This window comes from Streptomyces diacarni (genome assembly GCF_003323715.1).
Taxonomy (GTDB): Bacteria; Actinomycetota; Actinomycetes; order Streptomycetales; family Streptomycetaceae; genus Streptomyces; species Streptomyces diacarni.
The window spans coordinates 67,648-88,074 of sequence record NZ_QOIN01000055.1; the positions used below are offsets into that span (position 1 = coordinate 67,648).

Here is a 20,427-nt window from a genome sequence, read left to right on the forward strand (position 1 = left end):
CCCCCGGCTCCCACTCCCGTGAACCGGCCGATTTCGCGCGCCAGTTCTCCGAGGCGGACAGTGCGCACCGGGCGGCGCCCGCGGACAACTCGGGCGCGGACGCCGGAACTTCGGGTGCGGGCGCCCGGCGCTCAGTCGCGGAACGAGCCGTCCGCACGCCGGGCGTGGCGGGACAGCAGATGTCCGCACTGCGGGCAGTGGCGCCGCAGCCCCCGTTTGAGGACGTAGCCGATGCCCAGCGTGCACAGGTACACCAGGCCGACGACGGTGTGCTGCACCAGTTTTCCCAGGCCTGATTTCGTGCAGGTCGCGCAGTCGCGGCAGCCGGAAGCCATCGGGTCCCCCTCGTGATCGGGTCTTCGCTCTCTCGCTGGTCAGGACGCACGAGGGGTGCGGGCGGGGTGCCTCGCGGGGCGCGCGGGGACAGAGCGGGGACGCGACGGCTACCCGGCTGTGACGAAGTGCGCGCCCCGCGCGGCGGCGAGTCCCGCGCGGTCAGTCCGTACGGTCCTCCGTGCGGTCGCCGCCCCATTGGGTGTGGAAGGTGCCCTCGAGGTCGTCGCGCCGGTAGGTGTGGGCGCCGAAGTAGTCACGCTGGGCCTGGGTGAGTGCGGCGGGGAGCCGGGCGGCGCGCAGCCCGTCGTAGTAGGCCAGCGCCCCCGACATCCCCGGCGCGGGCACCCCGTGCCGGGCCGCCGCGGCGACGGTGCCGCGCCAGGCGTCCTGCGCCTCGCCCAGCTCCTGTGCGAACTGCGGATCGGCCAGCAGCGTGGGAAGGGCCGGCCGCTCGGTGAAGGCGCCACGGATCCGGTCGAGGAACGCCGCACGGATGATGCAGCCCGCCCGCCAGATCGCGGCGACGGACCCGAGGTCGATGCCCCAGTCGTAAGCCTCGCTTCCCGCGCGCAGCATGTCCCAGCCCTGCGCGTAGGAGACGACCTTCGAGGCGTACAGACACTGTTCGACCTGGGCGGCGAAGCGCTCCGCCTCGTCGGCGGCCATGCGCGAGGGTGCCCCCTCGGCCGTTTCCGGCCCCGGCAGCGATTCCGCCGCCCGGCGCAGCCGGGCGTGGCCCGACTGCGACCGCGCGAAGACCGCCTGGGCGATTCCGGGCACTGGGACGCCGAGATCGAGCGCCGTCTGGACGGTCCAGCGTCCTGTGCCCTTCTGCTCGGCACGGTCCGCGACGACGTCGACGAACGGCCGGCCCGTCCTCGCGTCCGTGTGGGTGAGCACCTCGGCGGTGATCTCGATGAGGTAGGAGTCCAGACGCCCGGTGTTCCAGCGCCGGAAGACCTCGGCGATCTCGGCCGGCTCCAGCCCCGCCACCCCGCGCAGCAGGTCGTAGGCCTCCGCGATCAGCTGCATGTCGGCGTACTCGATGCCGTTGTGGACCATCTTCACGAAGTGTCCGGCACCGTCGGTGCCCAGGTGCGTGGTGCACGGTGCGCCGTCCGGGGCGCGGGCCGCGATCCGCTCCAGCAGCGGGCCGAGCGAGCGGTACGCCTCCGCCGAGCCGCCCGGCATGATGCTCGGGCCCAGCAGTGCGCCCTCCTCGCCGCCCGAGATCCCGGTGCCGACGAAGTGGACACCGCGTTCGCGCAGTGCGGCCTCGCGGCGCCTGGTGTCCTCGAAGTGCGCGTTGCCGCCGTCGACGATCACGTCGCCCACCTCGACGAGCTGCGCGAACTGTTCGATCACCGCGTCCGTCGGCCCGCCCGCCTTGACCATCACGACCAGGCAGCGCGGCGGCTGGAGGGCGGCGACGAACTCCTCGGGCGACCTCGTGGGGACGAAGGTGCCCTCGTGCCCGAACGCGTCCACCAGGTCCCGGGTGCGGGCCTCGGTCCGGTTGTGCAGCGCGACGGTGCAGCCGCTCCGGGCGAAGTTGCGGGCGAGATTGCGCCCCATGACGGCCAATCCGGTGACGCCGATCTGGGCTGTCGCTGTCATGTGCGTCCCTTCCGGCATGTGCGTCCTTCCGGGGTTTCCCCGTGCAGGTGTCGGTGGCGGGGCGCTGTCCGGCCCCGGGTCAGGGCACGGCTGCCCTCTCGATCGTCTCCCGACACTCCCGCGTCCGCTCGCCGTGCCGTCGGCCCTCACTTGGCGTCGGCGTAGCACCGGACGACGGCGGTGGTGAAGGGGAAGCGGACCGGGGTGTCGCCGAAGGCGGCGCGGGCGGCCTGCCGGCCTGCGGCGTCGATGGCCTCGCGCACCGGGTCGGCCTCCTCGGCGGGGCAGTGCACGATGACCTCGTCGTGCTGGAAGAACACCAGTTCGGCCGTCAGCTCCGCGAGCCGCTGCCGCAGCCCGGCCAGCATCAGGACCGCCCAGTCCGCCGCGCTGCCCTGCACCACGAAGTTCCGGGTGAAGCGGCCTCTCGCCCGCACCGCGCCCGCCGCCCGGGCGCCGGCCGTGCCGGATTCCCCCTCCGTCCCCGCGAAACCCTCGCCGGCCTCCGGGCCCGTTCCGGACGCCTCGTCCGCCGGCGCCCCGCCGTCCTCGCGCCCCACGGGCGGGCACGTACGGCCCAGGTGGGTACGGACGAGGCGGCCCTCCTCGCCCGCGCGGGCCGCCTCGTCCACATAGGCGACGGCTGCGGGGAACCGTCTTCGCAGGGCGGCCAGGTTCCGCAGGCCGTCGCCGCTCGTCTGGCCGTAGACGGCGCCGAGCAGGGCCAGCTTGGCCTGGGCGCGGTCACCGGAGAACGCCCGCTCCGAGAGGGCCGTGTACAGGTCGCGTTCGCTGCCGGCCACCGCCATCAGGCCCGGATCGCGGGAGACGGCGGCCAGGACGCGCGGCTCCATCTGGTCGGCGTCCGCGACCACCAGGCGCCGGCCGGGATCGGCGACCACGGCGCGGCGCACCACCTTGGGGATCTGCAACGCCCCGCCCCCGTTGGTGGTCCAGCGCCCCGAGGCGGCACCACCGGGAACGTACTCGGGACGGAAGCGCCCCTCCCGCACCCACGAGCGCAGCCAGCTCCAGCCGTGCGCGGTGTAGAGCCGGTACAGCTTCTTGTACCGCAGCAGCGGCTCGACCGCCGGGTGGTCCACCTTTCTCAGCTCCCAGGCCCGCGTCGAGCCCAGCCGGATCCCCTGGCGTGCGAACGCCTGCAGGACGTCGGCGGCCAGGTCGGGCCGCACCCGCTCGTGGGGCCCGAACGCGCGGGACACCTCTTCCTCCAGCTCCACCAGCCGGCGCGGCAGGCCACCGCCCGCGTACCGCTCGCCCAGCAGCTCGGCCAGCAGTTCGCGGTGGATCTCCGCGCTCCACGGCACCCCCGCGTGGCCCATCTCCCCGGCGACGAGCGTGCCCGCCGACTCCCCGGCGAGCAGCAGCCGCATCCGTGCGGGATGCTCGGCCCGCTCCGTCCGCTCCACCTGCGCCGCGTACACCTCCAGCAGGGCGTCGAGGGGGTCGACACCGTCGGGCAGCGGCACAGGGCCCGTCTCGAACAACGAGGGCTGCGGGTCGGTTTCGCGGTGGACGGGCTGCCGGTCGGGCGGCACGGGCAGCCCGCGCAGCCGTGCCAGGGCCGCGGGCAGCGCATGCGGGTCCCCCGCCCGGCCCTCGTGGCCGAGGAGCAGCGCCTCGGCGGCCTCCACGTCGTAGCACCGCTCCACCCGCACGCCCGCGGCGAGCAGGCCGGGCTGGACCTCGGTCGTCGCCCGCCACACCCACCGCGTGACCCCTTCACCGGCGCGCACCGCGGCCGCCGCCGACTCCTCGGTCCGCACGGGGCCCGCGCGGCCGCCCCGCGCGTCCAGCGGACACACCCGCACCCGGCCGCCGCCCGCGGGGGCCAGCGCCCACCGGCGGGCGTCCCGCGCCCGCCGCGTGGTGTGCGCCCCTCCCGCCCCCGCCTCCGTACCGTTCGCCCCCGTGCCGTTCGTCATGCCGCGAGTCTTCCAGCCGCCTGTGACAGCGTCCCCGCGACCGGTCGGCCTCGCTCCTGTGCCGGGTCCGCCGCCGGCGGGGGAGGGGCCCGTGCGCCGGCGTGCGTGCCGGTGTCCCTCCGCCGGCCCCGCAGCGGCCGACATATCCGCACCGTTGCGGGACACTCGGAGGCGGAGGAGTTCCTCCCGGCTGAGAGGTGGGCCATGGACATATCCGGTGTCATCAGCGCGCTCGTCGTCGGCGTGGTCATCGGCGCGCTCGGGCGACTGGTGCTCCCGGGCAGGCAGCGGATCGGGATCCTGTGGACGCTCCTGGTCGGCATCGTCGCCGCGTTCATCGGTACGGCGATCGCCGGTGCCGTGGGTGTCGCCGACACCCGGGGTTTCGACTGGATCGAGCTGATCATCCAGATCGTTCTCGCCGCGCTCGGCGTCAGCCTGCTCGATCGTGCGCGCGCGGGCCGAGGCGTCCGCAGGTGAGGCGCGGACAGCGAACGGGTGGCGGGCCGGCGGCCCGCCACCCGGGGTGCGGAGCGGGGCGTGCCACGCGTGCACGCCCCGCTCACACGCCTACTTGATGGCCTTGATCAGTTCTCCGTTCTCCGTGTCGCCGCTCAGCTCCCAGAAGAAGGTGCCGCCGAGCCCCTGCTGTGCGGCCCAGTCGCCCTTGGCGGCGATCGTCTCGGGGGTGTCGTAGCTCCACCACTGGTTGCCGCAGTGCGCGTAGGCGGTGCCGCCGACCTTGCCCGTGACCGGGCACCGGGTCTTGAGGTCCTTGTAGTCCTCGATGCCCTGCTCGTACTTGCCCGGTGCGGGACCCGTCGCCGTGCCGCCGGGCTCGGACTGCGTCACGCCGGTCCAGCCGCGGCCGTAGAAGCCGAGCCCGTACAGCAGCTTGCTGCCGGGAACGCCCATCTCCTTGAGCTTGGCGACGGTGGCCTCGGTGTTGAAGCCGTCCTTCGGTATGCCCTCGTACGAGGTCAGCGGGGAGTGCGGGGCCGTGGGGCCCTTGGCGTCCCAGGCGCCGAAGTAGTCGTAGGTCATCGGCAGGTACCAGTCGACGTATTGTGCCGCGGTCTTGTAGTCGGTGGCCTCCAGCTTGCCGCCCGCGGACGCGTCGGCGCTGATGGCCGCTGTCACCAGTTGGTCGCCGAACTTGCCGCGCAGTGCCTTCGTCAGGTCGGCGAAGGCGTCGGGGCCGCTGGTGTCGCAGGTCAGGCCGCAGGCGTTGGGGTACTCCCAGTCGATGTCGATGCCGTCGAAGAGGCCCTCCCAGCGCGGGTCGTTGACCAGGTTGTAGCAGGACTCGGCGAACGCGGCCGGGTTCTGGGCCGCCTGCCCGAAGCCGCCTGACCAGGTCCAGCCGCCGAAGGACCACAGGATCTTCAGGTCGGGGTGCTTCTTCTTGAGCTTCAGCAGCTGGTTGAAGTTGCCGCGCAGCGGCTGGTCCCAGGTGTCGGCCTTGCCGTCGACGCTCTGGTCGGCCGTGTAGGCCTTCTCGTAGTCGGCGTAGCTGTCACCCACGGTGCACTTGCCGCCCTGGACGTTGCCGAAGGCGTAGTTGATGTGGGTCAGCTTGTCCGCCGAGCCGGAGGTCTCGATGTTCTTGACGTGGTAGTTGCGCTGGTAGACACCCCAGTTGGTGAAGTAGCCCACGGTCTTGCCCGCGGCCGTCTGCGACCCGGCGGCCTGAGTGGAGGCCTTCGAGGCGGCGGCCGGTGCGGCGGCCTCCCTGGGCCCTGCCGACGCCGTGGCCGACAGCAGTGTCGTGGCCAGGACGGCGGTGCAGAGGGCACCGAGGAAGGCGAGGATTCCGCGACGCCTGGAGGGCGGCGACGCCTGGCGCCTGGTGCGACGGGTGGGAGAAGACCCGGGGTGGTGGGTGGGAGCGAAGGGACGTCTTTCCGGTCCGAGCATGGTTCACCTCGCGTGTGGGGTGCGGGGGGACGGGGTGCTGCGGCCGTGCCTTGCGTACGTTCCGGGAATGTAGAAGGACTAGACCAGTGCGTCAATGGTTCGGACCAATTTCCGTTCAGGTGGCGCCGCCGCCCGTTCACCCCCGCCCCCCGGCCAGTCCACACCCCTACGCCGGTGACGAAGGGCGCGCGATCGGGCATACTCCAACTCGCCGCAGCCGCTGGTCAGCCACCGTCGCGACCCGACGGTGCAGTATCACGGCTGAGGCAGCGGCACTCCCGGCCCGCGCGGGCCGGCACCCACGGCGGCCCGCCACACCCCGGCGCGACCGCCGCAGTTCCCCGATCCGAAGGAGAGCGCGCACCATGCCCCAGGACGGTCCCCAGCCGGTGGAACGCGAACTGCCCACTGACGAGGCGCGCGATCTGCTGGGCCTCGTACGCGAGTTGGTGCAGCGCGAGATCAAGCCGGCGGCCGCCGAGGAAGAGGCGGCCGGCACCTTTCCGCGTGAGACCTTCCGCCTCCTGTCCCGCTCCGGCCTCCTGGGCCTCCCCTACGCCGAGGAGCACGGCGGCGGAGGACAGCCCTACGAGGTCTACCTCCAGGTCCTCGAAGAGCTCGCGGCGGCGCGCCTGACCGTCGGGCTCGGCACCAGCGTCCACTCCCTCTCCTGCCACGGGCTCGCCCACTTCGGCAGCAAGGAGCAGCGCACCGAACGGCTGCCCGACATGCTCGGCGGCGGTCTGCTGGGCGCCTACTGCCTGTCCGAGCCCGCCTCGGGCTCGGACGCCGCCTCCCTGCGCACCCGCGCCGTCCGGGAGGACAGGGACGGCGGGGCCGGCGGGGGCTGGGTACTCAACGGCACCAAGGCGTGGATCACCCACGGTGGCGTCGCCGACTTCTACACCGTCCTGGCCCGCACCGGCGAGGACGGGTCCCGCGGCATCACCGCCTTCCTCGTCCCCGCGGACGCGGAGGGGCTGAGCGCCGCACCGCCCGAGCGCAAGATGGGGCTGAACGGCTCTCCCACGGCCCAGGTCCACTTCGACGAGGTGCGTGTCCCCGACACGTGCAGGCTGGGCGAGGAGGGGCAGGGCTTCACCGTCGCCCTCTCCTCCCTGGACGCCGGGCGCCTGGGCATCGCGGCCTGCGCCGTCGGCCTCGCCCAGGCCGCGCTGGACGAGGCGCTGGTCTACACCGCGCAGCGCGAGCAGTTCGGCCGCCCCCTCGCCGACTTCCAGGGGCTGCGCTTCGCGCTGGCCGACATGGGCACCCAGATCGAGGCCGGGCGCGCCCTCTACCTCGCGGCGGCGCGGCGCGGCGACGCGGGCGAGCCGTTCTCCCGGCAGGCCGCGATGGCCAAACTCTTCTGCACCGACGCCGCCATGCGCGTCACCACCGAGGCCGTGCAACTGCTGGGCGGCTACGGCTACACGGCGGACTTCCCCGTCGAGCGGTACATGCGCGAGGCGAAGGTCCTGCAGATCGTGGAGGGCACCAACCAGATCCAGCGCATGGTGATCGCCCGCCACCTGGCGGGCCCGGAGAGCAAGAGCTGAAGCCCCTGCGGGGCGCGCACGAGAACCACCCAGATCCACTCAGGACACCGGGAGGACTCACATGTCGTCAGCCGCACCACGCTTCACTCGCCGAGGCGGTATCCGCACCGCCGCGGCGGCGGCACTCGCCGCCCCGCTCGCTGCCACCGGCGCCGCCGGCGCGCACGCCGCCACCGCGCGCGCCGTACCCGCCCAGGTGAGCAGCCCCGGCGGCGGCCGGAGCCGGACGCTCCGTGTCATGTCCTTCAACCTGCGGTACGCCTCCGCGACCCCGCCCCACAGCTGGCCCGAGCGGCGCCCGGTCACCCGGGCGCTGCTCCAGCGCGAGCGCCCGCACCTGATCGGCACCCAGGAGGGGCTCTACGGGCAGCTGAAGGACATCGCGGCGGACCTCGGCAGATCCCGCTACGACTGGATCGGCACCGGCCGGGCCGGCGGCAGCAGGGACGAGTTCATGGCCGTCTTCTACGACGTCCGCAGACTGCTCCCGCTCGCATACGACCACTTCTGGCTCTCCGACCAGCCCGCGCTGATCGGTTCGACGACGTGGGGCAACACCGTCATCCGGATGGTCACCTGGGTACGGTTCCGCGATCTGGCCACCGGCCGCGAGCTGTACCACCTCAACACCCACCTCGACCACCAGAACCAGTACTCCCGCGAACGTTCGGCGGCGCTCATCACCGACCGGCTCGGCGGGCTGGACGCGGCGCTCCCGCGGCTGGTCACCGGCGACTTCAACGTGCCAGCGCACGCCAACCCCGTCTACGACACGCTGCTCTCGGACGGGAAACTGACCGACACCTGGGACGCGGCCGAGAGCCGCAGCAAGCTGTACGGCACCTTCCACGGCTACGAGCCGCTGGTGCCGGACGGCGACCGCATCGACTGGATCCTCGCCTCGCCCGGGGTCCGCACACGCCGCGCGGAGATCATCACCTACGCGCGCGACGGGCAGTACCCGAGCGACCACCTGCCGGTGCAGGCGGTGGTGGAGCTGTAGCCGCCGCGCCCGCGTCTCAGGTTTCCGCGGCCTGACGCACCTCGTCGGCCACCTTCGAGCTGAGCGCCGCCCGCACCAGCCCGGCCGCCAGCGGCGCCAGCTCGTCCTTCCGCACCATGTCGGCCAGCTTCCCGGCCGACTCCGGCAGCCCCAGCTTCCGCGCCCCCTGGAGCGCCTTGCCGTCCAGGTAGGGCTGGTATTCAGGCCACACCGCCTGGGCCTCGCGCAGGAAGATCGAGACGCCCATGGGCCCGATGCCGGGTACCTCGCGCAGGGCGCCCTCGGGGTCGTCGCTCCTGCGCAGCCTGCGCAGGTCGCCGCCCCACCGTTCGAGCACCAGTTCCGCGCCCTCGCCGAGCATCGTGGAGGTCCGCTCGTCGTAGCGGCGGTAGCCGCCCACGCCGAGCGCGTCCACCCGCTGCTGCCAGGTGGCGTCGGCCATCCGCCGCGGGTTCTTCATGCCCGCGTCCGCGAGCGCCCGCGCGCTGGCGACCGCGATGTCCGCGCGGATCCGGGCGGACAGCAGCATGGAGAGGACCAGCAGCTGGTACAGGGGCATGGGGGTGTCGCGCAGGGTGATGCCCGCGTCGTGCGCGTAGGTCGTCCCGTGCCGCTTCAGCAGCTCCCTGACCAGCGCCCGCTGCCGGCCGGAGCCGCTGTCGGTGCCGCTCTTCGTACCCGTCCTGCTCTTCGTGCTCGCCTTCGCCATGGCTGCCTCCTCGGGTTCCCGGGTCCCCAGCCGTACGCGATCCACGCGGGCCCGTGCGGCGCTGTGCGCTCAGCTCTTCCGCGGAGGCGAGGGGGAGGAAACACCCGCTCCGCCGCCTCACCACGGATGCCCTGTCATGCACCGCGGCCCGCTGGAGGCGGTGCTGGAGGACCGCTACCGGAGCGGAGTGGAGGCCGGTTCGGGGGAGTGGCGCGCGGTCACTCGACCCCGGCGTGCGCGCGCTTGGCCGGGCGCGAGCCGGGGAGCACCACATGGGAGAACGGCTGGGTGCGCCAGTCCAGGCTCTCGGGCAGCCGCAGCAGCTCGCCGACCGTGTGCTCCTTCGGCTCGCGGTCCCACGGCTCGGCGTCCCGCACCGGGCGGCCGGATCCCTGGCACACCGTCAGGCCGAACGGGTTCCACGGTGAGGCGCACAGTCCGTGGCGCGGCAGCTCCCGCTCCTGGGAGAAGACCGCGATCGCCTGGGCGCAGTCGGGACACCGGACGCGGAGGGCTTCGTACATCTCGTCCTCGAAAACGGATCCGGGCGGCTCGTCGGAGATCTCGGAGCCGTCCAGGAGGGCAGTCGCTTCGCCCTGGTGAGCGTCGCTCAGGTGAGCGGTGTCCTGGCGAGCGGAGCGGGACTTCGTCGTACGCATGTGATCCCCCTTGATGGAACGGCCGGGCTCTCGGCTCCGGCCACAGCAAGCACTTCCCGTCGTGCCACACGCGTAATCGCCCCGTGCCGTTGGACGCCGGTGCATAAGTGTGGCCTTCATCACATACCTCATGGTTCCGTGCTTCCGGTGCTGCCCCGCGTGCCACGGCGCGCCGTCCCCGTGCGCCGGGGCGCACTCGCTGCGCGGACGGCGCGGGGCCGCTACGGTGATCCGCTGTGGAGGAACTCGACCGTCAGATCGTGGAACTGCTCGTCAGAGACGGGCGGATGAGCTATACAGACCTGGGCAAGGCTACCGGCCTGTCCACCTCGGCCGTGCACCAGCGCGTGCGCCGCCTCGAGCAGCGCGGCGTCATCCGCGGCTACGCCGCGCTCGTGGACGCCGAGGCCGTCGGGCTGCCCATGATGGCCTTCATCTCCGTCAAACCGTTCGACCCCAGTGCCCCGGACGACATCGCCGACCGGCTGGCCGACGTGCCCGAGATCGAGGCCTGCCACAGCGTCGCGGGCGACGAGAACTACATCCTCAAGGTGCGGGTCGCCACCCCCATCGAGCTGGAGCACCTGCTCGCCAGGATCCGCACCCTCGCCGGGGTCTCCACCCGCACCACCGTCGTCCTCTCCACGCCGTACGAGGCCCGCCCACCCCGCGTCTGAACCCCCTCACGGGCGCGCTCCACCCCGCGCACCGGCGCGGCGCCCGTAAGCGGGAGACTGTCCCCATGAGCGACAGCACAAGCCCCGCCCCGCCCCGCACCCTGCTGCTGCGCGGTGGCGAGGTCCACAGCCCCGCCGATCCGTTCGCGACCGCGATGGTGGTGGAGGGCGAGCGCATCGCCTGGATCGGTTCGGAGGGCGCTGCCGACTCGTTCGCCGAGAACGTCGACGAGGTCGGCTACCTCGACGGCGCCCTCGTCACCCCCGCGTTCACCGACGCGCACGTCCACACCACGGCGACCGGACTGGCGCTGACGGGCCTCGACCTGTCGGACGCGCGCACGCTCGCCGACGCGCTCGCCCGCGTCCGCGCCTACGCTGAGGACCGGCCGCACGACCGGGTGCTGCTGGGCACGGGATGGGACGCCAGCGCCTGGCCCGAGCAGCGCCACCCCGGCCGTGCGGAGCTCGACGAGGCGACCGGCGGACGCCCGCTGTACCTGACCCGGATCGACGTCCACTCCGCCCTCGCCACCACGGCGATGCTCGACCTGGTGCCGGGCATCACCACCCGCGCGGGGTACAGCGCCGACGCGCCCCTGACCGGCGACGCGCACCACGCCGTGCGCGAGGCCGCGCACGCCACCCTCACCCCGCAGCAGCGCGCCGAGGCCCAGCGGGCCGCCCGGGAGCACGCCGCCTCGCTCGGCATCGGCGCGGTGCACGAGTGCGCGGGCCCCGACATCTCCGGCGAGGAGGACTTCACCTCCCTCCTCGCGCTCGCCGCGGAGGAAGCCGGACCCCGGGTCTTCGGATACTGGGCGGAACTCGTCACCTCCGCAAAGGACGCGGACCGGGTCAGGGAGCTCGGGGCGCTCGGCGCGGCGGGTGACCTCTTCGCCGACGGCTCCCTCGGCTCCCACACCGCGCACCTGTGCTCCCCGTACGCGGACGCGCCCCGCACCACGGGCAATGGGCAACTGGACGCCGCCACCGTCGCCGCGCACGTCGCCACCTGCACCGAGGCCGGGCTGCAAGCCGGGTTCCACGCCATCGGCGACGCCGCCGTCCGGTCCGTCACCGACGGCGTACGCCGCGCCGCCGAGAACGTCGGCACGGCCCGCGTGCGGGCCGCCCGGCACCGCGTCGAGCACGCCGAGATGCTGACGGAGGCGACCGTCGCGGACTTCGCCGACCTCGCCCTCACCGCCTCCGTGCAGCCGGGCTTCGACGCGGCCTGGGGCGGCACGGACGGCATGTACGCGCGGCGCCTGGGCGCCGAACGGGCCGCCACCCTCAACCCGTACGCGGCGCTGCTGCGCGCCGGGGTGCCCCTCGCGCTGGGCTCCGACAGCCCCGTCACCCCGCTCGGCCCCTGGGAGGCCGTCAGGGCCGCCGCCTTCCACCGCACCCACGCGCACCGGATCTCCGTGCGCGGCGCCTTCACCGCGCACACGCGCGGCGGCTGGCGCGCGCTCGGCCGTGACGACGCGGGCGTCCTCGTTCCGGGCGCACCGGCCGACTACGCGGTGTGGCGCACCGGGCCGCTCATCGTCCAGGCCCCCGACACGCGGGTGGCCAACTGGTCCACCGACCCGCGCTCCGGTACCCCGGGGCTGCCGGATCTGACGCCGGGCCGCGAGGTGCCCGTCTGCCTGCGGACGGTGGTCGGCGGACGTACGGTCTACGCACGGCCGGACGAGTGATGTCCGCGGCGCGATACGGCTGAACGAGACCCCTCCGTCCGCCGTGCCGTGGTCCTCACCTCGCTACTGACCTGCTGATTTGGAGAAACACCCCAGGTAGGCGGGCTGTTGACAACGAACGCCCGGAGCCGGGTAGGTTCGGCCGCGTCCACCAACAGGACGTCCGACCGGGGAGCTTCCGCGCTGTCGTCGAACCCCGCTGGGCCAGGGGTGGTGTACCGCACCGGCGCACCACCGCTGCGAGCCAGGTCCAGCGCCGACGGCACGGGGAACAGATGCGCTCCGCCGGCCGGCGGGTGTGACCCGGTACGGGGCCCGGACGCTCAGTAGACAACGGCTTTCGGTAGATCCGCAGCCAGCGGGTCCCAGGTCGGCCCGAAGGGCGCCGGGCCCCGATCCGCAGATCCGCCCTCCGGTCCCCGGATCTCCTGCGCCCCCGCGCGCCCACCGCTTTCCGCCTCCCGGGCCCCCTGGCGGCCCCCGCGCGTTGTACGGTCACCTCACCACCGCACCGCACGACCCGCACCGCACGACCTGCTAGGAAGGCCGCGACCTTGGCATCGGGCCCCGACACCACCCCCGCCTCCTCCCCGGACGGCTCCCGGGAGCGCACGGCGAAACCCGCCGCGCCCCGCAGCGCGCCCGAGGGCGTCAGCGCGGCACCCGCCGAGCCGCAGCCCGCCGAGGAGAGTGCGACCGCGCCGGCGGAAGAGCACGCCGCGCGCAGTGACGTTCCGCCGGACTCCGAAGGGCCCGGAAGGCCCGAACGCCCCGGCAGACTGCGGCGGCTGGCGGCGCTGGCACGGCGGGAGTGGCGCCGCACGGCGCTGGCGGCCCTCAGCGGGGTGGCGCTCGCGCTGGCGTTCCCGCCGTACGACCTGTGGCCGCTCTCCCTGGTGGCCGTCGCCGCGCTGAGCCTGCTCACCCGGGGCCGGACCGGCCGCCAGGGCGCGTGGTCGGGGCTGGCGTTCGGCTGGCCCTTCTTCCTCGTCCTGCTCAAGTGGCTGCACGTCGTCGGCTGGGACGCGGTGATCGGGCTCGCCTTCCTGCAGGGCCTGTTCGTGCTCGGCCTCGGCGCCGGGCTCGCGCTCACCTCGCGGCTGCCGGCCTGGCCGCTGTGGGGGGCCTGCCTGTGGGTGACCGAGGAGTTCCTGCGCGACCGCCTCCCGTTCGGGGGCTTCCCCTGGGGACGTCTCGCCTTCGCGAACACCGGATCGCCCTTCACCCCGCTGGCCGCACTCGGCGGCGCCCCCCTCGTCACCTTCGCGGTCGCGCTGACAGGGACCCTGCTGGCGGCCACCGCGCTCACCGCCTGGCGGCTGCGCCGGGCCCCCGCCCGCGCCGCCCGCACCCCACGCGCCTACGTCACCGGGCTCGGTGCCCTCGCCCTCGCGGCGGCCGTCACCCTCGCCGGGTTCGCCGTGCCGGTACCGACCCAGGCCGCCGACACGGCCCGCATCGCCGTCGTCCAGGGCAACGTGCAGCAGCCGGGCATGGACTTCCTCGGCCGGCCCATGCAGATCCTCAACAACCACGTCGAGGCCACCCTCGACCTCGCCGAGCGGATCAAGCAGGGCAAGGAGCCGAAGCCGGACCTGGTGATCTGGCCGGAGAACTCCTCCGACCTCGACCCCTACACATACCCCGAGGCGGGCGACCGCATCGACGAGGCCGTCAAGGCCGTCGGCGTTCCCGTCCTCGTCGGGGCTCTCGTCGACCACCCCACCAAGCAGGGCTACGTCGAGAACCAGGGCATCGTCTGGGACCCGGAGAAGGGACCAGGGGCCTCCTACACCAAGCAGCACCCGGTGCCGTTCGGCGAGTACGTGCCCTTCCGCGACCAGCTCAGCAAGGTCATCACCCGCCTCCAGCAGATCCCCAGGGACTTCTACCCGGGTGACCACACCGGGGTGCTCCAGACGGGACCCGCCCGGCTGGGCGACGTCATCTGCTTCGAGGTCGCCTACGACGAGATTCCCCGGGACACCGTCAAGGACGGCGCCCGCGCACTCGTCGTCCAGACCAACAACGCCACCTACGGCAACACAGGCCAGCCCGAGCAGCAGCTGGTGATGTCCAAGCTGCGCGCCATCGAGCACGGGCGCGCCGTGGTGACGGCGGCGACCAGCGGCATCAGCGCCATCGTCGCGCCCGACGGCACCGTCACGCAGCGCACGCAGGAGTTCACCCAGGACGTGCTCACCGGGACGCTCCCGCTGCGCGACGATCTCACCGTCGCCGACCGCGTCGGTGCGGCTCCCGAGTGGGCGATCGCTATCGTGGGCGTGCTCGCCTGCGCCGGGGCCTGGCTCCTCGGCCGCAGAAAGCGCGGTGCCCGCGCCGGGGCGGCCCCGACCACGGCCGCCGCGGGTGCCGACGGGCAGGGGGAAGCACCGCAGGGCACCGACCACGATCAGCACGACCGACAGGCTCAAACGGAGGGGCAGCACCAGTGAAGGACGGCGGACAGCGGCGGTACGGCCCCCTCGGCACAGCCCTGGTCATCATTCCGACCTACAACGAGGCCGACAACCTGGGACCCGTCGTCTCCCGGGTGCGGGAGGCCGTGCCCGAGGCGCACATCCTCGTCGCCGACGACAACAGCCCGGACGGCACCGGCAAGATCGCCGACGAGATCGCCGCCGAGGACGCCCACGTGCACGTGCTGCACCGCAAGGGCAAGGAGGGCCTGGGAGCCGCCTATCTGGCGGGCTTCCGCTGGGGCATCGAGGCCGGCTACGGCGTGCTGGTCGAGATGGACGCCGACGGCTCCCACCCGCCCGAGGAGCTGCCCCGGCTGCTGACCGCGCTGAGCGGCGCCGACCTGGTCATCGGGTCCCGCTGGGTGCCCGGCGGCCGCATCGTCAACTGGCCCAAGTCCCGCGAGTTCCTCTCCCGGGGCGCCAGCACCTACTCGCGGCTGCTCCTGGACGTGGACGTGCGGGACGTGACGGCGGGCTTCCGCGCCTTCCGCAGGGAGACGCTGGAGGGCATCGACATGGACGCCATCACCTCCCAGGGCTACTGCTTCCAGGTCGACCTCACCCGGCGCACCGTGCACGCCGGCTACCACGTGGTGGAGGTGCCGATCACCTTCGTCGAGCGGGAACGCGGCGACTCGAAGATGAGCCGGGACATCATGGCGGAAGCCCTGTGGCGGATCGCGGCGTGGGGCGTCGAGGACCGGGTCAAGAAGGTCACCCACCGCAAGGAGCACTGACCCCTTCCCTACGCGCCGCCAGGCACACTGGAGACATGACGACGCGCGCACCCTTTCCGTACGGGCCCTCAGGACAGGACTCGGGCGGTGGAGGCGGCGGTCCGGGGCGAGGGGACGGTCCCGGCTCCGGTTCCGGTGGCACCCCGCCGCCCAGGCCGCCCCGTTCCCGTGCCCGGACGCTGGTTCCGCTGGCCGTCGCGGCGTGGATCGTGCTGGAGATCTGGCTGCTGGTCCTGGTGGGGGAGGCGGCCGGCGGGTTCACCGTGTTCCTGGTGCTGGTCGCGGGCCTGGTGCTGGGGTCGGCCGTGATCAAGCGAGCGGGCCGCCGCGCCTGGAACAACCTCGCCGAGACGGTGCAGCGCGCCCAGGACCAGGCCAGGGCCGGTGGCCGGCCCGACGGCACGTCCCCCGACGAGAAGATTGGGGCGCACGGCCGCGGTGGCAACGGCACGGCCATGCTGGGCGGTCTGCTGCTGATGATTCCGGGCCTGCTGACGGACGTGGCCGGACTGCTGTGCCTCTTCCCGCCGACCGCCAAGCTGCTGCGCGGCACCACCGAGCGGTTCCTGGAGCGGCGCAGCGGTTTCCCGCCGGGCGGCCTCGGCGACACCTACCAGCAGGCACGGGCGGCCGAGCAGCAGGCGCGCATGCACCGCCCCGACGGCAAGGTCGTCCAGGGCGAGGTCGTCCACGACGACGAGCCACAGGAGCGCGGCGGGGGACAGGGCCGTGACGCGGAGCGCGGGCGCGGCGGCGAGCGGGGGCGCTGAGCTCCGTGCCGTGACCGGTCCGGGCGCACAGGTCCGGACCGGACGGACGTACGAGAGCGGTCCACGCGGCCGGGACGCACGAGAGGGCCCGCCCACGCTGTGCTCGCGTGGGCCGGGCCCTCTCGTCGTGTACTCGGCGCCTTGGCCGACGCGGGTCAGGCGGACTTGCGCTTGTTCCCGCTGTCGTCACGGGGGTGCACCGCGAGGTTCATGGTGCCCGAACGCAGCACGGCGAGCCGCTCGGCGAGGACCTCCTCGAGCTCCTCGCGGGTGCGCCGCTCCATGAGCATGTCCCAGTGCGTACGCGCGGGCTTGCTCTTTTTCTCCTCGGGACCCTCGCCGTCGACCAGGAGAGCCTGTGCGCCGCACACCTTGCACTCCCACTCGGACGGAATCTCGGCCTCTACCGAGAACGGCATCTCGAATCGATGTCCGTTCTGGCATGCGTACTCCACGGCCTGGCGCGGAGCCAGGTCGATACCGCGGTCGGTCTCGTAGCTGGTCACCACGAGTCGCGTGCCGCGAAGAGCTCGCTCACTCATGAATTCGTGCCTCCCGGGCTGGTCGCCCACAGGACAGGTGTCGCTGTCGTCGTCATCCGGTCAACGTCCGGCCGCCGGTGAAGATTCCCGCGTGGGGAGATCACCCACCCGTCACGTACCTCCACTCGTGACGGAGGGGCCGCACGCCGCTGCTCCTCGTGCCGCCGCTTCGTTGATCTGCGGTACCCGCCGATGACCGGTTTGTCACAAATGACAGGAGATGTCACCCACTGTTCGCATCTCTTCTGCACGCAGTAACGGGTCAGTCCGGTGGGCCAAGGGCGTACACTACCGGCCCGGCACCCCTAGGTCTAAATCAGGTCTAAATCCGGCCCGGTGCGACGTTGCCCACGGCCGCCGCCGCGCGCCGGACGGGTACCCGCGCCAGCAGGACGAAACCGAGGACGAAGAAGACCACCAGCGACAGGATCGCGTACCGGTAGTCGCCCGTCAGCTGGAAGGCGAGACCGAACACCAGCGGCCCCAGCCAGCTGGTACCGCGGTCGCTGATCTCGTACAGCGCGAAGTACTCCGCCTCCCTGCCCGCGGGCACCAGGTGCGAGAAGAGGGAGCGGGACAGCGCCTGGCTGCCGCCCAGCACGAGACCGATGCCCACCGCCAGCGCATAGAACCACACCGGCTCCTCGCGGGGCAGGAAGTAGCCCGCGGCCACCGTCACCGTCCAGGCCACGAGCGAGCCCAGGATGGTGCGCTTGGCGCCGTACCGGGCCGCGAGCCTGCCCAGCAGCAGGGCGCCCGCCACGGCGAGCACCTGCACCAGCAGGATGGCGCCGATGAGCGTCGTCTGGTCCAGGCCCAGGCCCTCCGAGCCGTAGACCGACGCCTGGGTGATCACGGTCTGGATGCCGTCGTTGTAGAGCAGGTACGCCAGCAGGAAGAGCAGGGTCAGCGGGTAGCGGCGCAACTGCCTCAGCGTTCCGGCCAACTGGCGGAACCCCTGCCCGAAAGGAGCACGCCCCGCCCCGTGCCGTGCGGCGACGGGCCGCTCCCGCAGGCGCAGCAGCGGTACGACGGTGAAGACGGCCCACCACAGGCCCGCCGAGGCCAGGCAGATCCGGACGGCCACCGACTCGGCCACGCCCAGCGCGTCGTGGCCCAGGAACAGGCCCAGGTTCGCCACCAGCACGAGCGCCCCGGAGCCGTAGCCGAACGCCCAGCCGCGCGAGGAGACCGCGTCGCGCTCCTCGGGCGGCGCGATCTGCGGCAGGAAGGCGTGGTAGAGCACGACCGAGACGGCGAAACTGACGTTGGCGACCACCAGCAGCACACCGCCGAGCAGATAGCGGTCGCCGTCCAGGAAGTACATGCCCGTCGTCGCCCCGGCGCCCAGGTAGGCCGCGGCCCCCAGCAGCGGCTTCTTGCGTCCTGTGCGGTCGGCGAACGCGGCGGCCAGCGGCATCACCAGCACCGACAGCAGCACGGAGGCCGAGACCGCGTACGGGAAGAAGGAGCCGGCGCGCACCGGGATGCCCAGCGGGTGCACGTACCCGTCCGCGTCCGCCGCCGCCTTGGTCACCTCGGTCAGGTACGGGCCGAGGAAGACGGTGAGTACGCTGGTGGAGAAGACGGAGTTGGCCCAGTCGTAGAAGTACCAGCCGCGCTGCTCGCGCCGCCGCTCCCGTATGTCGCCGAACGCGCCGGGCTCCGCGTCGCCTTCGCCCTGTGGTGCCTGTGCCGTGACCGCGCCCATTCCGTTCCTCCCCGTACCCCGCTTCACGGCCCGTGCCGATCGACGGGCGATCCTGTGCTGATCGTCCGACGATCTTCGAAACCGGTGCGGGGAGACTACAGTCCGCCGCTCCGGCGACGGGAAAGCCCCCGAGCTCCCGCCCGGGCGTCCGGCAGGCTGAGCGGCGCCCGCACGCCCTCGCGGGCCCGCCTCCCTCCCGGGGACCTGCTGATAGCCGCTGATTCCCGTGCCGTTGAGCCGCCCCGTAGCGCGCCTTCGCCGGGCCCCCGAGCGCCTGGTGGCGGGCTTCCTGGCAACCAGCGCTGCCGATGCGCGCGGGCCGTCGGGGGCTTCCTCGGCCGCGCCGTCGGCTGAGGGCCGCCCTCCCGGCCGGGCCTCCGGTACCCGGACCGCCCGGCCGGACGTCCGGGGCCGCCTGCCCGTTCAGTCCCGCGGCCAGACGCCGCGCTCGGTGAACACCTCGCGCACCATCTCCAACTGGTCGGTCATGATGCCGTCGACGCCCAGGTCCAGCAGCGCCTCGGCGCGTGCGCGGTCGTTGACCGTCCACACGTGCACCTGGAGCCCGCGCGCGTGCGCCGCCCGTACGAAGGCGCGGTCCACGACCCGTATCCGGCCGTGCCGCTCGGGCACCTGTGCGCATCCGGCACCTCTCGGCAGCCGCCAGGGCAGGCGGTAGGCGCGCATCCGCAGGGCCAGGACCCCGCCGGTGCCCAGCGAGGTCAGCAGCCGCGGGCCGGCCAGCGCCCGCGCCCTGGCGACCCGCGCCTCGTCGAACGAGCCGACGCACACCCGGTCCCAGGCGTCCTCGCGCTCCAGCAACTCCAGCAGGGGGACGAGCGCCTCCGCGGCCTTGACGTCGATGTTCCAGCGCACGCGGGGCAGCGAGCGCAGCAGGTCGGCGAAGAGCGGTATCGGCTCCCGGCCCGCCACCCGGGCCCTGCGCACCTCGGCCAGGCTCAGCCCGGCGATCGGGCCGCCGGCGTCCGTCGTGCGGTCCAGCGTCGCGTCGTGGAAGGCCACCAGGGCGCCGTCGGCGGTGGTGTGGACGTCGGTCTCCATGTAGCGGTAGCCGAGCTCGGCGGCGCGGGCGAAGGCCGCGTGGGTGTTCTCCAGGCCCGAGGCGGCACCGCCCCGGTGCGCGAAGGCCAGCGGCGTCGGGTGGGCCAGGAAGGGATGCGCGGGGCCGGGGGAACGGCCGTGCGTCGGTCGTACGTTCGTCACCGCCGCAGTATCGCGCGCCGCTGGCGGCCGCCACGGGCCACCACCCGGGAGGCGCCCTGAGTACCCTTCGTGGTCTCCGTGCTGTCCGTGCTCTCCGCGCCGGAGACTGTGGCACTCTCTGCGCCCGAGCCCGCGGCGCCCTCCACACCGGTGCCCCCGGTGCCCCGCTGCTCGGGCAGGGCGAAGACGCGGAGGAAGAACTGGGCGAGCGGGCCGATGGCCAGCGCGTACAGCACCGTCCCCACGCCGAAGGCGCCGCCCAGCAGGATGCCGCTGATCAGCACCGCCACCTCGATCCCCGTCCGCACGAGCCGGATGGAGCGGCCCGTGACCTTGTGCAGCCCCGTCATCAGCCCGTCACGGGGCCCCGGGCCGAAGCGGGCCGAGATGTAGAGGCCGGTCGCGGCGCCGTTCAGCACCACACCGGCGACCAGCAGTCCGATCCGGAAGGCGAGCGCGTCCGCGTGCGGCAGCAGCCACAAGGTGGCGTCCATCGACAGGCCGACCAGGAAGACGTTGGAGACCGTGCCCAGTCCGGGGCGCTCCCGCAGCGGCCACCACAACAGCAGCACCAGCGCCCCGACGACGATCGAGACGGTGCCGATGGACAGGCCCGTGTGCTCGGACACTCCCTGGTGGAAGACGTCCCACGGGTCCAGTCCCAGCTCCGCGCGGACCATCAGTGCCGCGCTCGCCCCGTACAGCACGAGACCCACGTACAGCTGGACGAGCCGACGGGGCAGACGCCTGATGGAACCGCCGGGACTGCCGGAACCTCTCGATGTGGACAAGACCTACCCCTATCTCGTGCCGGTGGATCGTCTCGTGGCA

At 73.3% G+C, this 20,427-nt stretch carries 18 protein-coding genes; 8 read left to right on the forward strand and 10 right to left on the reverse strand.

Annotated elements, in window-relative coordinates; translation table 11 throughout:
• Positions 1 to 131: 131 nt before the first annotated feature.
• From DTL70_RS27595 to DTL70_RS27605, 3 genes are all read right to left on the reverse strand, one after another.
• Complete coding sequence (locus DTL70_RS27595; protein ID WP_114024727.1) at positions 132 to 335, reverse strand: hypothetical protein; 204 nt, start codon at positions 333 to 335, stop codon at positions 132 to 134.
• Between the two features lie 160 nt (positions 336 to 495).
• Positions 496 to 1,953, reverse strand: coding sequence for an NADP-dependent phosphogluconate dehydrogenase (gndA, locus tag DTL70_RS27600; RefSeq protein WP_114024728.1), 1,458 nt, complete (start codon positions 1,951 to 1,953; stop codon positions 496 to 498).
• A gap of 146 nt (positions 1,954 to 2,099) precedes the next feature.
• Complete coding sequence (locus DTL70_RS27605; protein WP_425470414.1) at positions 2,100 to 3,785, reverse strand: bifunctional 3'-5' exonuclease/DNA polymerase; 1,686 nt, start codon at positions 3,783 to 3,785, stop codon at positions 2,100 to 2,102.
• Between the two features lie 318 nt (positions 3,786 to 4,103).
• On the opposite strand from DTL70_RS27605, the gene DTL70_RS27610 reads away from it, so the two are divergent.
• A complete protein-coding gene (locus tag DTL70_RS27610; RefSeq protein ID WP_114024730.1) occupies positions 4,104 to 4,379 on the forward strand; it encodes a GlsB/YeaQ/YmgE family stress response membrane protein in 276 nt (91 codons plus the stop codon).
• Positions 4,380 to 4,469: 90 nt separating this feature from the next.
• Here DTL70_RS27610 and DTL70_RS27615 read toward each other — a convergent pair whose 3' ends face one another.
• The gene (locus DTL70_RS27615) at positions 4,470 to 5,816 is read right to left on the reverse strand and encodes a glycoside hydrolase family 18 protein (RefSeq protein WP_114024731.1); all 1,347 of its coding nucleotides are present in this window, start codon (positions 5,814 to 5,816) and stop codon (positions 4,470 to 4,472) included.
• 365 nt (positions 5,817 to 6,181) lie between these two features.
• On the opposite strand from DTL70_RS27615, the gene DTL70_RS27620 reads away from it, so the two are divergent.
• Both DTL70_RS27620 and DTL70_RS27625 read left to right on the forward strand, forming a co-directional pair.
• Positions 6,182 to 7,375 (forward strand): acyl-CoA dehydrogenase family protein, encoded by a 1,194-nt coding sequence (locus DTL70_RS27620; RefSeq protein WP_114024732.1) that lies wholly within the window; start codon positions 6,182 to 6,184, stop codon positions 7,373 to 7,375.
• Positions 7,376 to 7,436: 61 nt separating this feature from the next.
• Positions 7,437 to 8,378, forward strand: coding sequence for an endonuclease/exonuclease/phosphatase family protein (locus DTL70_RS27625; RefSeq protein WP_114024733.1), 942 nt, complete (start codon positions 7,437 to 7,439; stop codon positions 8,376 to 8,378).
• A 16-nt stretch (positions 8,379 to 8,394) separates the two neighbouring features.
• On the opposite strand, the gene DTL70_RS27630 is transcribed toward DTL70_RS27625, so the two are convergent.
• Both DTL70_RS27630 and DTL70_RS27635 read right to left on the reverse strand, forming a co-directional pair.
• On the reverse strand, positions 8,395 to 9,087 hold the full coding sequence (locus DTL70_RS27630) for an HhH-GDP family DNA glycosylase (protein WP_181861113.1): 693 nt from the start codon (positions 9,085 to 9,087) through the stop codon (positions 8,395 to 8,397).
• Between the two features lie 218 nt (positions 9,088 to 9,305).
• Positions 9,306 to 9,746 carry a hypothetical protein gene (locus tag DTL70_RS27635; protein ID WP_114024734.1) on the reverse strand — a complete coding sequence of 147 codons (441 nt, stop codon included), beginning with the start codon at positions 9,744 to 9,746 and terminating at the stop codon, positions 9,306 to 9,308.
• A gap of 236 nt (positions 9,747 to 9,982) precedes the next feature.
• On the opposite strand from DTL70_RS27635, the gene DTL70_RS27640 reads away from it, so the two are divergent.
• The 5 genes from DTL70_RS27640 to fxsA all read left to right on the forward strand — a co-directional run bounded on the left by DTL70_RS27640 (position 9,983) and on the right by fxsA (position 16,119).
• Positions 9,983 to 10,423: an Lrp/AsnC family transcriptional regulator gene (locus tag DTL70_RS27640; protein ID WP_114024735.1), complete on the forward strand. Its 441-nt coding sequence runs from the start codon at positions 9,983 to 9,985 to the stop codon at positions 10,421 to 10,423.
• A 65-nt stretch (positions 10,424 to 10,488) separates the two neighbouring features.
• Positions 10,489 to 12,129, forward strand: coding sequence for an amidohydrolase (locus DTL70_RS27645; RefSeq protein ID WP_114024736.1), 1,641 nt, complete (start codon positions 10,489 to 10,491; stop codon positions 12,127 to 12,129).
• Positions 12,130 to 12,683: 554 nt separating this feature from the next.
• Positions 12,684 to 14,585: an apolipoprotein N-acyltransferase gene (gene lnt, locus DTL70_RS27650; protein ID WP_114024737.1), complete on the forward strand. Its 1,902-nt coding sequence runs from the start codon at positions 12,684 to 12,686 to the stop codon at positions 14,583 to 14,585.
• Positions 14,582 to 15,349: a polyprenol monophosphomannose synthase gene (locus tag DTL70_RS27655; RefSeq protein WP_114024738.1), complete on the forward strand. Its 768-nt coding sequence runs from the start codon at positions 14,582 to 14,584 to the stop codon at positions 15,347 to 15,349. Before lnt ends, DTL70_RS27655 begins: the two co-directional genes overlap by 4 nt.
• Before the next feature lie 35 nt (positions 15,350 to 15,384).
• Entirely contained in the window at positions 15,385 to 16,119 is a 735-nt protein-coding gene (gene fxsA / locus DTL70_RS27660; protein WP_114024739.1) for an FxsA family membrane protein, read from the forward strand.
• 155 nt (positions 16,120 to 16,274) lie between these two features.
• Here fxsA and DTL70_RS27665 read toward each other — a convergent pair whose 3' ends face one another.
• From DTL70_RS27665 to yczE, 4 genes are all read right to left on the reverse strand, one after another.
• Entirely contained in the window at positions 16,275 to 16,661 is a 387-nt protein-coding gene (locus DTL70_RS27665; protein ID WP_114015047.1) for an RNA polymerase-binding protein RbpA, read from the reverse strand.
• A gap of 322 nt (positions 16,662 to 16,983) precedes the next feature.
• On the reverse strand, positions 16,984 to 18,372 hold the full coding sequence (locus tag DTL70_RS27670) for an MFS transporter (RefSeq protein ID WP_245979861.1): 1,389 nt from the start codon (positions 18,370 to 18,372) through the stop codon (positions 16,984 to 16,986).
• A gap of 423 nt (positions 18,373 to 18,795) precedes the next feature.
• Entirely contained in the window at positions 18,796 to 19,596 is an 801-nt protein-coding gene (locus DTL70_RS27675; RefSeq protein ID WP_114024740.1) for a glycerophosphodiester phosphodiesterase family protein, read from the reverse strand.
• Positions 19,593 to 20,387, reverse strand: a complete 795-nt coding sequence (gene yczE, locus DTL70_RS27680) for a membrane protein YczE (protein ID WP_245979863.1) — start codon at positions 20,385 to 20,387, stop codon at positions 19,593 to 19,595. Before yczE ends, DTL70_RS27675 begins: the two co-directional genes overlap by 4 nt.
• Positions 20,388 to 20,427 lie beyond the last annotated feature (40 nt).